Here is a 12399-nt window from a genome sequence, read left to right on the forward strand (position 1 = left end):
CAGCCCGGCAGCAGCGCGCAATCCCTCCATCCTCAAGCCCCTCTATACGCCAATTCCCTCCGCCGATTCCGCATTATTCCTGCCCAAAACCGGGTTTGAGGTTAAAATATCCTTATTTTCGGCCTCTGGAACCGGTCCGGCTTGCTTCCGGGGCTCGGGACAAGTAAAGTCAGAGGAGGGCCAAGCGCATGCGGAAGCCGCCCTTACCGGGGCCTCAGCTTCTTCCTGCCTCATAGAGCGCTCTTCTTCGTCCCAAAAGGAGGCATTCACAGCCATGACATCCGGATCATCCAGCCTGCCGGGAGCGGCTGAACACATAACGGCCCGGCCGTCCATCACCGTAGCCGGTCTCGGCACAGGCGACGCGGACCAGCTGACGCTGGGCATATGGCGGAGGCTGCAGGCAGCGGCCAAAGTCTATGTCCGCACCGAGAAACATCCTATGATGAGCATGCTTCGCGAGCAAGGCATCGCCGTGGAGCCGTTCGACCGGTTCTACGAGGAATCGGAATCATTCCCGGAGGTGTATGACCGGATCGTCTCCGAGCTGGCTTCCCTGGCCAAAGCGGACTTCGAATCGTCCGGCTCCGGCATCCTGTATGCCGTGCCCGGCCACCCGATGGTCGCCGAGCGCACAGTGCAGCTGCTGAGGGAGATTTGTCCGCAGGAGGATATCGAGCTGACCGTGCTCGGCGGCGAGAGCTTCCTCGACATGGCCTTCACACGGCTCGGCTTCGATCCGATCGAGGGCTTCCAGCTGCTCGATTCGGCGGAGCTCAAGACATCGATGCTGCGGCCGCAGCTGCATACGCTGATCGGGCAGGTCTACGATGCCTTCACCGCGTCGGACGTCAAGCTGACGCTGATGGAGCGGTATCCGGAGGACCACCCGGTCGTCATCGGGCACGCGCTCGGGGTGCCGGGCGAGGAGCGCATTCTCACCGTGCCTCTGTACGAGCTCGACAGGGGCCAGGAGTACGGCAACCTGAGCCTGGTCTACATACCGGCCAGCTTCGATGAGCGGCTGCAGAACCGCAGCTTCGACAGGCTGCATGAGATTGTCTCCATTCTGCGCAGTCCCGGGGGCTGTCCGTGGGATCGGGAGCAGACGCATCAGTCCATCCGCAAGAACTTCATCGAAGAGCTGTACGAAGCGCTCGAAGCGATCGACCAGGATGATCCCGACGGCATGCGCGAGGAATTCGGGGACGTCATCCTGCAAGTCATGCTTCACAGCCAGATGGAAGAGGAGGCCGGGGCGTTCAACGTCTACGACGTCATCCAGGAGCTGAACGAGAAGCTCGTGTTCCGCCATCCTCATGTGTTCGGGGATGCGGGAGCTTCGGATTCCGGAGAGGCGCTCGCCAGCTGGGAACGCATGAAAGCCGAGGAGAAGCGGATCAAAGGCAGGAACGGGGACCGCGTCTCCGTACTGGACGGTATTCCGCAGGATCTCCCCGCGCTTATGCGCGCTTACAAGCTCCAGAAGAAAGCCTCCAAGGTCGGCTTCGACTGGGACGAGCTCGGTCCGGTCTTCGCCAAGATCGAAGAGGAGCTTCGCGAGGTGCGGGAGGCTGCGGCGCTTGGAGACAAGGACGCCCAGGCCGGCGAGCTCGGCGACCTGCTCTTCGCGGTCGTCAATGCGGCCCGTTTCCTGGATGCGGATCCCGAAGAGGCGCTGGCCCGCACGAACGCCAAATTCCGCAGCCGCTTTCTCTATATTGAGGAGCAGCTCCGTATAAACGGCAAATCTTTTGACCAGACTGATCTACTAGAAATGGATCGCTGGTGGGATGAAGCGAAGAAGAAAGGTTAATAGGTTCCGTTCGACCCTATTCGCCGCTACTCGACCCTTTTCCGCAAAAAAATTTGGGCAGGCAGCAGGATTTCTCCGTTCTCGAGACGAATACGTTACCCTCGTAAAATTTTCTCTCATGCTCCTGGGCACCGCTTGCGGGAGAGAAGGCAAGAAGCGGCAGGAAGCCGCCGCTTGTCCGTCAATAAGGGAACGGCTGCTGCTTGCGCAGGGCAGCTGTCGCACTTTACATGAACATCCATTATCGGGAGGAAATCACAATGAACAAGAACGACCTGATCAACAGCATCGCAACGAAAAGCGGCCTGACCAAGCGCGACGTAGAATCCGTACTCAACAGCTTCCTCGGCGAAGTGACCGACGCCCTGGCATCCGGCGACAAAGTCCAACTGATCGGCTTTGGCACGTTCGAAACCCGCACGCGCTCCGGCCGCACCGGCCGCAACCCGCAAACGGGCCAAGAAATCACGATTCCGGAATCCAAAGTTCCGGCATTCAAAGCCGGCAACAAACTGAAAGAAGCCATCAAGTAAATTGCGCCTGGACAAATTCCTCAAGGTCTCCCGGCTCATCAAGCGGCGCACGGTCGCCAAGGATGTGTCGGAGCAAGGCCGGGTATGGGTGAACGGCCGCGAAGCCAAGCCGAGCAGCTCGGTCAAAGCCGGCGATGAGCTGCGCATCCAGTACGGGCAGAAGTACATCACCGTCCGCATCGAGCGGACGGCGGAGACGACCCGCAAGGACGAGGCTGCGACGATGTACACCTTGCTCAAGGAAGAAGCGCGCGAGCGGGAGGATGACGGCCTCGGCTTCTAGCCGGGATTCCCGAGTCCTCCCCGCCGCGGGCGCAAATGAATAAGCCGATTCGAATGCAGGCCATCTGCATTCGGGTCGGCTTTTTGTCATGTTGTCAAGAAAACTTGGGATACTCGCTATTAAAGGGTTGACTCGACGAATGGGCTTTATTATAGTAAACAAGGGGGTAAGTGATAATGATTATCATTCTTATACAACTAAAAGATTTACACCTACATAGGCCTATGGAGATTTGCAGCCGGTGAGAATGGCCATTCTTTTGCCGCTGCTGGTCATTCTGTCTTTTACCTCCCTGTTTATCGGCGTGCAGCAGCTGTCTCTGACCGACCTGTTCTCCCTTACGGCCGACCAGAAGGAGCTCATCTGGATCAGCCGGATGCCGAGACTGGTCAGCCTGATCATCGCCGGCATGAGCCTCAGCATCGCCGGCCTCATCATGCAGCAGCTCAGCCGCAACAAGTTCGTCTCCCCTTCGACGTCGGGAACGATGGAGGCCGCAGGGCTAGGCCTGCTCGTCGCGCTGCTGGTATTCGACAGCGCGAGCATGATGCAGAAGATGGCGATCAGCTTCGCCTTTGCCTTGGCCGGAACCTTCGTCTTCATGCAGATGCTGGAGAAGATCAAGTTCAAGGACGCGGTGTTCATTCCGCTTGTCGGACTTATGTTCGGAGGCGTGCTGGCCAGCGTGACGACCTTCTTCGCGTACAAATACGACCTCATCCAGAGCGTGAATTCCTGGATGCAGGGAAGCTTCTCCGGCGTGCTGAGAGGCCGCTACGAGCTGCTGTACATCAGCGTTCCGGCCACGATCGCGGCCTATCTGTTCGCCAGCCGCTTCACCATCGCGGGAATGGGCGAGGAATTCTCGGTCAACCTCGGAATCAGCTACCGCAAGATCGTCAACATCGGGCTCATTCTGATCGCACTGATCAGCTCCTCGGTCATCCTGACCGTCGGGTCGATTCCGTTCCTCGGGCTGATCATTCCGAATCTCGTCTCCATCTTCCGCGGAGACAACCTGCAGCGCAACCTGCCGATTACAGCCGTCTTCGGCGCGATATTCGTCATCGGATGCGACATTCTGAGCCGTGTGCTCATCCGTCCCTACGAGCTCCCGATCAGCCTGATCGTCGGCGTTCTCGGCAGCATCATCTTCCTGTACCTCATCATGAGGAGGGATGTATATGCAAGCTGAGGCGTCCCGCGGACTATCCGTGAAGAACAAGCTGCTGGTGCTGACAGGCTTGGCCGCCGTCATGGCGGCGCTGTTCCTTGCGTACGGGGTGGACGATTGGAGCTACGCCCTCCCGAGAAGGCTCAAGAAAGCGGCGGCGATCGTGCTTACCGGCTTCGCAATCGCCCTGTCGACCGTAATCTTCCAGACGATTACGAACAATCGCATTCTGACGCCGAGCATTATCGGCCTCGATGCGCTCTATAACCTGCTGCAGACGATCATCGTGTACGCATTCGGGGGCATGGCTTTCCTTGTCGTCAACAAGCAGGCGAACTACCTGCTGTCGATTGTTCTGATGATGATCTTCTCGACTCTGCTTTACCGGCTCATGTTCCGCCGCGAGAACAGCAGCATCTATCTGCTGCTGCTCACGGGACTCATCTTCGGGACCTTGTTCCAGAGCGGGTCGTCCTTCATGCAGGCGCTCATCAATCCGGACGATTTCCTGGTCGTCCAGGCCAAGATGTTCGCCAGTTTCAACAACATCGAGTACGATCTGCTGGCGCTTTCCTATGTGCTGATCGGAGCCGTCCTGCTGTGGTACTGGAGGCTGTCCAAGTACATGGACGCGTTGTCCCTCGGCAAGGATCACGCGCTCAATCTCGGCATTCCTTATGAGCGCGTTACACGCCAGCTGCTCGTCATCATCGCGGTGCTGGTCGCCGTATCGACGGCGCTTGTCGGTCCGATCACCTTCCTGGGGCTGCTCGTCGCCAACACGGCGTACCAGTTCCTCGGCACATACCGCCATCCCGCCCTGATAACGGGCGCTGCGCTCGTCAGCTTCATCGCTCTCCTCGGAGGGCAGTTCCTGGTCGAGCATGTGTTCACCTTCTCGACGACAATCAGCGTCATCATCAACTTTGCGGGCGGAGCGTATTTCCTCTACCTGCTGCTAAAGGAGAATCGAGCGTGATTGAAGCCAGATCCGTATCCAAGAGTTATGCCGGCAAAAAAGTCATCGACGGCGTCTCGGTCTCGATCCGTCCGGGGACGATCACCTCGTTCATCGGTCCGAACGGCGCAGGCAAGAGCACGCTGCTGTCGATGATGACCCGCCTGATGGCGCATGACGAGGGCGAGGTTCTCGTGGAGGGCAGGCCGATCGGCTCCTGGGACAACAAGGAGCTGGCGAAGAAGCTCTCCATTCTCAAGCAATCCAATCATATCAATGTCCGGCTTACCGTCCGGGAGCTGGTCAGCTTCGGCCGCTTTCCTTACTGCCAGGGCCGTCTTCGCAAGGAAGACTGGGCTTACGTCGAGGAGGCCATCGATTATATGGAGCTCGGTCCGATGCAGCATAAGTATATCGACCAGCTGAGCGGAGGACAGCGGCAGCGCGCGTATATCGCGATGGTCGTCGCCCAGAACACGGAGTATATCTTCCTCGACGAGCCGCTCAACAATCTGGACATGAAGCATGCCGTCGGCATCATGCATGTTCTGCGCCGCCTGGTGGAGGAGAAGGGGAAGACGGTCATTCTCGTCATTCACGACGTCAATTTCGCCAGCTTCCACTCGGATCATATCGTCGCTCTCAAGGACGGAAAGGTTGTCCGGGAAGGCACGACATCAACAATCGTCACGCAGGAAGTGCTCAAGGAGCTGTACGGGATGGATGTTCCGATCCAGGAAGTGGACGGCAGGCGGGTATGCGTTTATTTCGGCTGAAGAAGCAAGCGAAAATTCCAACTATGACGATATGGGGGTAACACCTATGAAAAAGATGAAATGGCTCTCCTTGGCTGCGGTCATGGTGCTGACGCTGGTGCTGTCGGCATGCGGCTCCTCGAATTCCAGCAACGGCGGCAGCGCGTCTCCTGCTCCAGCGGCTTCTCCCGATGCGAGCCCGGCAGCCAATGCAGGCGGTGAAGCGGCTGCGGATGGCGGCACGGTCACGATCAAGCACAAGCTCGGCGAAGCGACGATCGTGAAGAACCCGCAGAAGATCGTCGCCTTCGACTTCGGATCTCTCGACACGCTGGACGCGCTCGGCCTGGAGGCGAATATCGCGGGCGTTCCCGCGACAAGCCTTCCTGCTTACCTGGAAAAGTACAAGAGCGGCCAGGTTGCGAACGTAGGCGGACTGAAAGAGCCGGACTTCGAGAAGATCAACTCCGTCAAGCCCGACCTGATCATCATCAGCGGACGCCAGCAGGACTCTTATGAAGAATTCAGCAAGATCGCTCCGACGCTGTTCGTCGAGCTCGACCAGACCGATTATTTCAACTCCTTCTCCGGCAACGTGAAGATGCTGGCAAGCCTGTTCGGCAAGGAAGCCGACGCAGATGCGAAGCTGGCCGAGATCAAGACGAGCGTGGATGCCGTAAATGAAAAAGCGAAGGCAGACGGCAAAAAAGGCCTCATCGTTCTGGCTGCCGGCGGCAAGCTGAGCGCATACGGCGTCGGCTCTCGCTTCGGCATCATCCATGACGCCATGGGAGTAGAAGCTGTAGATCCGACGCTGAAGGTTGAAACGCACGGCCAAAGCATCACATCCGAGTTCATCGGGGAGAAAAACCCGGATTATCTGTTCGTCATCGACCGCGATGCGGCTCTGGGCGAAGGAGATAACGCCAAGGGCGTCATCGAGAACGAACTCGTGAACAAAACAAATGCGGCCAAGGAAGGCAAAATCATCTACCTGAACCCGCAATACTGGTATCTTTCCGGCGGCGGCCTTCTGTCCGTATCCGAAATGGTCAAAGAAGTCCAAGCCGGCATTTAAGGCCCGGACAAGGCATACAATAAAGTTCGGGAAGCATCTGTTTCAACTCTCCGGCAGGAGGTTAATGATGCTTACCCCCCACTCCTATAGGTTCTAAAACTCGTCCCCTCCTAATAAGCATAGGCTTATAAGGAGGGGACGAGGCATGATTGAACCTGTAAAAGGGCAGAAGCGGCAAGAGGTCAAGATGCTCAACCGCAAGCTGCTGGAGATAACGGGCGTACTCAACGTCGAAAGCTTCGACAACGAGGAGTTTTTGCTCGAGACCGAGCTTGGCTTTCTAGCCATTCGAGGCCAGAATCTGCATATGAAGCATCTCAGCCTGGAGCAAGAGCTCGTCGCGATCGAAGGGCTTGTCCATTCTCTCGCCTACCTGGATGGAAGCCAGAGCGTCAAATCCAAGGGATTATTCGGGAAGATCTTCAAGTGACGCTGGACACCCAAGGCTGGACGCTGGCCATGATGATGGCGACAGGCCTGCTGATGGGAGGCGTGTTCGACGGATACCGGGTCGTATCCCATGAGCTTCGCTTTCCCCGGTGGATTTTGCCTGTGCTGGATATCGGCTATTGGCTCGCGGCGGCGCTGGCCGCCTTCCGGATTTTGTACGCCAGCAACAACGGCGAGGTGCGGGCGTATGTATATCTCGGAATCCTGATCGGGATCTGCTTTTACTTTCTGGCCCTGAGCGGGACGGTCATTGCGCTTGTCCGCTGGCTCATCCGCGCGACCAGAGCGGTCATACGCTTTTTGCTGCGCTGCATGGATCTGCTGCTGATCCGGCCTGTCATAGGCATCTACCGGATTCTTCGGGTTTTGGCCGGATTTTTGGCCGTCTTTTCTATTTTCATCCTGAAGATTGTGCTACAATTGTTGCGACCGCTCGCCAAATTGATTCTCTGGATGATCCGCCCGCTGACTCGGCCGCTGCTTTCTTGGCTGCAGGGGATGATGATTCGCTGGAAGGTGCAGGAGACTGCCCGCCGCGTGTCGAATGGATTCATTCAGGCTTGGAAGAGGCTTTTCCGCAAGTGATTGGAATGCTTTCCGGTCCTTCAAGCCTTAATCTACACGATGGAACGGGAGGAAATCACGTGACGGATGGTTCGCGCAGAAGATACAAGCTATGGCTTCTGTTCATGACGGTAGTTCTAGCGTGGGCAGGGTATACCCTGTTCTCTCAAATGCAGGCTCAGGCCGCGACCCGGGAGCGTCTCGGAACTTCGGAGGCCCGTCTGGCGGAAATACAGAAAACGACGAAAGAGCTGCAGGCCAAGATCAAGCAGCTCAACGACCCGGAATACATCGCTCAGCTGGCAACCAAACAGCAGGGACTCGTGAAGCCCGGGGAGCAGCTTATACAGCCGAATGACTGAGAACCCGCAGGGCAGCAGGGAAGCGGGCTCGCGTCTGTTGACCTTGCTTTTGCGATTACGCTATAATTGATTCAAGCGTGCCCTTCCGCGGGAGGGTCGGCATGAACGGCCCCATGGGCGGCAGATCATGCTTCGCACATACTTTTAGGGAGGAACATTTTATTTTATGGCAATAGAAGTGGGCGCCAAATTACAGGGCAAAGTGACAGGCATTACTCATTTTGGGGCATTCGTCGATTTGTCGGGGGGTGTCACCGGCCTCGTACACATCTCCGAGATTGCCGATAATTACGTGAAGGACGTCAAGGACCATTTGAAGCTGGAGGACTTGGTGACGGTCAAAGTCATCAACATCGACCAAGGCGGCAAAATCGGTCTGTCCATCAAGCAGGCGATTGACCGGCCGGAAGGCAGCGCGCCACCTGCTCGCGAGCGCTTCAACCGCGAAGGCGGATCCGGCGGCCCAGGCGGCGGATTCGGACGCGGCCCAGGCGGACCTGGAGGTCCAGGCGGCGCCGGACGCGGTCCGGGCGGCGGTGGAGGCTTCGGCGGCGGAGGCCGTGGACCTGGAGGCGGCGGCGGAGGCCGTCCGTTCAACAAGTCCGGCGCAGGACGTCCTGCTTTTGGCAAGCCCTCCTTTGAGGATAAGATGTCCCGTTTCCTAAAAGACAGCGAAGAACGGATCTCGTCGCTCAAGAAGAATACCGAAGGCAAACGCGGCGGACGCGGAGCCAAGCGGGTCTAACAGCAATTGGACGGATAGACCCCGGAGAACAGAGCCCTTATTGGGGCTCTGTTTTTTTGGCGTTTCGAGGGCTTCAGAGATGCTTCGGTTTCCCGTTCTAGGGGATGGCGACTAGAATTTCGGATTTGCAGCGACAGCCTATCGGCATGGCAATGAATACTGAGCCCTTAGACCCTATAAAGTTCCCTTGTTTATTCCAAAAGACCTAACGGAGGCTCCCGATTCTGACGATGATAGGGAATATAGCATCAACCAGATTGCGGAGGTTATCATCATGCGCAAACCAGGCGGCAGCGGGGGAGAAGAAGGATTCACTCTGGTCGAAATCATGGCCTCGATCGTGATTCTGTCGGTCGTTTCGTTGACGCTGAGCGGGTTCTTCATTCAAGCGATGTCTTATTCCAAGCACAACCAGAGCAAGACGATCGCCGTTCAGCTCGGGCGCAACGCGCTCTCTTATCTTCAGAAGCAGCCTTTCCAGCCGCTCAAGGATTATCTCTCCAAGGCGGAGGACGGCGCTTCGCTCCGGATTCTAAGCGGCGAAGCCTGTTCAAGTCCATCCGGAAAGGAAGCATGTCAAGGACTGGCGAAAAATCCGGCCGTCCTCCAGCAGGTGCTGCATCCTGACATCAACGGAGTACGGTATACCGTGTCGGTCCGTTATCAGGAGAGCCTTGCTCCCGGACTCCAGCTGATCCCGGACGAGCTGGATGAAGTTCGCAAGGGCGATGGAACGCAAAGCCGGATCGACCGATACCTGCTGCCTGTCATCGTGACGGTGGCTCCGTATTCGGGAAGTCCCGGCGATAGCGTGGAAGTGGAGGGGTATTTGACCGATGAAACGATTCGTTGACCGTCTCCGCAAGGAGGACGGAGGGTTTACGCTGATCGAGCTGATCGCCGCTCTCAGCCTGCTGTCGGTTGTCCTGGGCGTTATCTACGCGACGATTACGTTCGGGATGAGCTCCTATGAGCGGGTGAAGATTCAGAATTCCTTGCGCGATGAAGGCGATCTGGCCATGACGGCCATTATGACCAAGCTGTATGCATACGGTCCGGCCAAGCTGGCGCAGCTGGATGCCGGCAGCGGCGTCAGGCTGATTCCCGCTTTTGCAGAAACGCAAGCGGAAGTCGTCCGTATCGGCAAGGATGCCAATGGCAAAGGAACGTTGTTTATAGGGAAAAATCCAGCCGTGCTCGAAGAGACGGATTCCGGAGACGCTTTGGATCTGACGTCTTCGCTCGTGACAGAGGGAGAAGCCTCCTCCTCCATCCTTCTGGGCTGCGAGGACGGAGGCAAGGAATGCGCCAGCGGCCTGCTGACGATCCGATTGAGATTGCTGCAATCATATGGGGGGAGGGATTACACGCTTGATTTGGAGAGCCGGTTCGGATTCTAGAAGGCGTGCCCTTCACCTAAGCGACGATAGGGGTTCGTCGCTGCTGCTCGTCGTCTTTCTTATTCTCCTGCTTACCATGCTCGGAGTGGCCGTGCTGGGAGCCGCCCTTGGAGGGGCGATGCGGACGGAGCGCAGCGAGGAGAACGTGCAGAGCCTTCATCTGGCCCAGAAGGGGCTGGACGAGGCGATCGCCGCCATCTATGAGAGGTTCAACAACCGGACCATCGATCCCGATGATCTCGGCAACCAGCTGACGAGCTTTACGAAAAGCTTCAACGAGCAGCTTGGAGATATGAAGGGCGGCAGCAAGCTTGATGCGGCGGCCCCGCCATTTTACCAGGTTGTCAGCGTACGCTGCACAAAAGAAGAAGAGGGGTCGGGGCGCTGCCTTCCTCCAGGATCGGGCGGCGCTGCGGCGGATTATCAATACTCGCTGACTGTGACGGCCGAAGCTCAGGTTGATGGAGCCCTACGCCGGCTGCAGCAGGTCATCGTCCTCGATACGTATCCGGACTTTCTGAAGTACGCATTCGGTTCGGAAGGCCTGCTGACGGTTCACGGCGCGCCTTATTTTATGGGCAATCTGTATGCCGGCCAAGGCTTAAGGATGAACGATGCCGCAGAGTTCATTTATCAGTCGGTAGAGCGGACGCAGAAGTCGCAGTTCATGTATCTGAAGCCGAAGCTCGGCGTGAATGGGAATCCGGTCGACGGTTCCGGCAGATTGATTACCGGCAATCCGCAAAATCTTTATTATGGCTATGGCCCCACATATGGAAGCGGAGTTCCCGGCGGGTACATTCCTTTCTACGACAAAAGCTTGAATGGGACCATCACGTCCGCGGAGAAGGCGGTTACGCATGGGCTTGCAGATGTCATTGATCCGATGCCGGCTCAGAAATTCGTGTCCATCGACGTGCTGAGCTCCTTCTTGGACAAGGTGGGGGATTCGCTCGGAGACCGGAGCGAGAGGGGAGAGCTGGCGTACAGGCTGGATCGGACGGTTATTCAAAATGTCTATGCCGCCGGGCAGGCGCCGGGTTTGGTCACGAAGCTGCGAAAAGATTATGCCGGCTCCTATGAGGACTTGAAGAGCATGCCGCCGCTTCCGCTAGAACCCGTTATGCCCGACATTCTTCTTCAACCGTCGCCTCAGGAGCCGAATCCCGCTTCCGATGCGGGAGATGCGGCGGAAGGCGGAACGGGGACCGGAATCCCGGTCGCCGAAGCTCCAGCAGATCCGGCTTGGGACGAGTATGAGGCCGCTCTCGCAGAGTATCAGCAGATGCTGGAGACGTACAACCAGGAAATGGATGATTATAACCGTAAAATCGATGTGCTCGGGGGCAAGCTGGCCACGATAGGAATGAGAACCGAAAACGTGAAGCGTCCCTCCTCAGCGATTATCGACGGTCCCCTGGTGCTCGGTCCCAACTTGAAATCGATCGACTTCGCCAATAAAGGGCGCAGCAACTGGCTGATCGTAAACGGCGATCTTATTCTTCAAGGGAATAAGGAGGATGCCGCCGACAAGCTGCGGCTGCGGGGCAATCTGCTCGTGACAGGCAATGTCGAGATTTCAGGCCAGGTAGATGTGGATGCCACCATCTTGGCGCTGGGACGCACCGATATACGCGACGCGGCGATCCGGGGATTGAAGCTCTCGGGAGATACAAGCAAAAGGGAGCTCGTGCTCATCGGTCTCGGACCTATCGGCCTGTACCGGGTCGATTCGTTCCAGCGGCTGGACGAGCAGGGATACGATTCGGCGGCGGAGCGCGAGCGTCAGGTGCTGGACGCATTCTTGTACACGGACAGCTCGGCGAGCCTATATGGGGTCGGCAGCGCTTTCTGGCTGAACGGCGGCTTCTTTTCCAAAGGCAATCTGACGCTCAATGCGACTCTCGGCTCCACGACAGAGAACGCCGCGGAGGGCCGGCTGATCTTTGCGGAGCAATCAGGCTTGAATGAGAAGCAGGCGCGTTTCATCATCGAATACAACGATCAAGTCTTTGCCCATCAGAATGTCGCTCTGCCGCGAGTGAACAAGGTCCGGCTGACGACGGGACCGCTGAAGCTGCTGAAGCATTGAGAGAACGGACAGAAAAGAACCCGGAAGGCTCGCTGCCTTCCGGGTTCTTTGGTATTGGGGAGATTCGTTGGCTCTGCAGACCTTTTATTCCATCGGGATGATCGCGATAGCGATTGGAAGCAGCGGCTCCCATGTTCAGCCGGGGTCTCAGCTTGGTTCCCGCTCCACCGGAATATCAGGCAGCGGCTC

The 12399-nt window shown here is 57.5% G+C and carries 14 protein-coding genes; all 14 read left to right on the plus strand.

All coding sequences use genetic code 11. The features are described 5' to 3' along the window. Positions 1-274: 274 nt before the first annotated feature. On the plus strand, positions 275-1816 hold the full coding sequence (gene yabN, locus PHU01S_RS18200; RefSeq protein ID WP_127508998.1) for a bifunctional methyltransferase/pyrophosphohydrolase YabN: 1542 nt from the start codon (positions 275-277) through the stop codon (positions 1814-1816). Positions 1817-2046: 230 nt separating this feature from the next. Further along, positions 2047-2349 (plus strand): HU family DNA-binding protein, encoded by a 303-nt coding sequence (locus PHU01S_RS18205; protein ID WP_159442458.1) that lies wholly within the window; start codon positions 2047-2049, stop codon positions 2347-2349. Between the two features lies 1 nt (position 2350). Continuing rightward, positions 2351-2632 carry an RNA-binding S4 domain-containing protein gene (locus PHU01S_RS18210; protein WP_021881315.1) on the plus strand — a complete coding sequence of 94 codons (282 nt, stop codon included), beginning with the start codon at positions 2351-2353 and terminating at the stop codon, positions 2630-2632. Between the two features lie 241 nt (positions 2633-2873). Further along, a complete protein-coding gene (locus tag PHU01S_RS18215) occupies positions 2874-3827 on the plus strand; it encodes an ABC transporter permease (RefSeq protein ID WP_164763106.1) in 954 nt (317 codons plus the stop codon). Continuing rightward, positions 3817-4785: an iron chelate uptake ABC transporter family permease subunit gene (locus PHU01S_RS18220; RefSeq protein WP_127509001.1), complete on the plus strand. Its 969-nt coding sequence runs from the start codon at positions 3817-3819 to the stop codon at positions 4783-4785. The genes PHU01S_RS18215 and PHU01S_RS18220 overlap by 11 nt, the downstream gene beginning before the upstream one ends. After that, on the plus strand, positions 4782-5540 hold the full coding sequence (locus PHU01S_RS18225) for an iron ABC transporter ATP-binding protein (RefSeq protein ID WP_048748408.1): 759 nt from the start codon (positions 4782-4784) through the stop codon (positions 5538-5540). The genes PHU01S_RS18220 and PHU01S_RS18225 overlap by 4 nt, the downstream gene beginning before the upstream one ends. A gap of 46 nt (positions 5541-5586) precedes the next feature. Next, entirely contained in the window at positions 5587-6597 is a 1011-nt protein-coding gene (locus PHU01S_RS18230) for a siderophore ABC transporter substrate-binding protein (protein ID WP_373864545.1), read from the plus strand. A gap of 145 nt (positions 6598-6742) precedes the next feature. Then, entirely contained in the window at positions 6743-7027 is a 285-nt protein-coding gene (yabP, locus tag PHU01S_RS18235; protein WP_048748410.1) for a sporulation protein YabP, read from the plus strand. Then, positions 7024-7632, plus strand: a complete 609-nt coding sequence (gene yabQ / locus PHU01S_RS18240) for a spore cortex biosynthesis protein YabQ (protein WP_232316982.1) — start codon at positions 7024-7026, stop codon at positions 7630-7632. The genes yabP and yabQ overlap by 4 nt, the downstream gene beginning before the upstream one ends. Positions 7633-7736: 104 nt before the next feature. Continuing rightward, positions 7737-7973 carry an FtsB family cell division protein gene (locus PHU01S_RS18245; RefSeq protein ID WP_218032469.1) on the plus strand — a complete coding sequence of 79 codons (237 nt, stop codon included), beginning with the start codon at positions 7737-7739 and terminating at the stop codon, positions 7971-7973. A 166-nt stretch (positions 7974-8139) separates the two neighbouring features. Next, positions 8140-8718, plus strand: coding sequence for a S1 domain-containing RNA-binding protein (locus tag PHU01S_RS18250; protein ID WP_127509003.1), 579 nt, complete (start codon positions 8140-8142; stop codon positions 8716-8718). A gap of 274 nt (positions 8719-8992) precedes the next feature. Then, positions 8993-9571 carry a type IV pilus modification PilV family protein gene (locus PHU01S_RS18255; RefSeq protein WP_127509006.1) on the plus strand — a complete coding sequence of 193 codons (579 nt, stop codon included), beginning with the start codon at positions 8993-8995 and terminating at the stop codon, positions 9569-9571. Beyond that, positions 9555-10118 (plus strand): PulJ/GspJ family protein, encoded by a 564-nt coding sequence (locus tag PHU01S_RS18260; RefSeq protein WP_048746268.1) that lies wholly within the window; start codon positions 9555-9557, stop codon positions 10116-10118. Before PHU01S_RS18255 ends, PHU01S_RS18260 begins: the two co-directional genes overlap by 17 nt. A 76-nt stretch (positions 10119-10194) precedes the next feature. Further along, the gene (locus tag PHU01S_RS18265; protein WP_218032470.1) at positions 10195-12210 is read left to right on the plus strand and encodes a hypothetical protein; all 2016 of its coding nucleotides are present in this window, start codon (positions 10195-10197) and stop codon (positions 12208-12210) included. Positions 12211-12399: the final 189 nt, after the last annotated feature.

Source organism: Paenibacillus humicus NBRC 102415 (assembly GCF_004000905.1).
Classification (GTDB): Bacteria; Bacillota; Bacilli; order Paenibacillales; family Paenibacillaceae; genus Paenibacillus_O; species Paenibacillus_O humicus.

Excerpts from the sequence above, each read along its gene's own strand:
- yabP (WP_048748410.1), top strand. The coding sequence starts at position 6,743 with ATGATTGAACCTGTAAAAGGGCAGAAGCGGCAAGAGGTCAAGATGCTC.
- PHU01S_RS18250 (WP_127509003.1), top strand. The coding sequence starts at position 8,140 with ATGGCAATAGAAGTGGGCGCCAAATTACAGGGCAAAGTGACAGGCATT.
- PHU01S_RS18265 (WP_218032470.1), top strand. The coding sequence starts at position 10,195 with ATGCTCGGAGTGGCCGTGCTGGGAGCCGCCCTTGGAGGGGCGATGCGG.
- yabN (WP_127508998.1), top strand. The coding sequence starts at position 275 with ATGACATCCGGATCATCCAGCCTGCCGGGAGCGGCTGAACACATAACG.
- PHU01S_RS18255 (WP_127509006.1), top strand. The coding sequence starts at position 8,993 with ATGCGCAAACCAGGCGGCAGCGGGGGAGAAGAAGGATTCACTCTGGTC.
- PHU01S_RS18245 (WP_218032469.1), top strand. The coding sequence starts at position 7,737 with ATGACGGTAGTTCTAGCGTGGGCAGGGTATACCCTGTTCTCTCAAATG.
- PHU01S_RS18230 (WP_373864545.1), top strand. The coding sequence starts at position 5,587 with ATGAAAAAGATGAAATGGCTCTCCTTGGCTGCGGTCATGGTGCTGACG.
- PHU01S_RS18220 (WP_127509001.1), top strand. The coding sequence starts at position 3,817 with ATGCAAGCTGAGGCGTCCCGCGGACTATCCGTGAAGAACAAGCTGCTG.
- PHU01S_RS18260 (WP_048746268.1), top strand. The coding sequence starts at position 9,555 with ATGAAACGATTCGTTGACCGTCTCCGCAAGGAGGACGGAGGGTTTACG.
- PHU01S_RS18205 (WP_159442458.1), top strand. The coding sequence starts at position 2,047 with ATGAACATCCATTATCGGGAGGAAATCACAATGAACAAGAACGACCTG.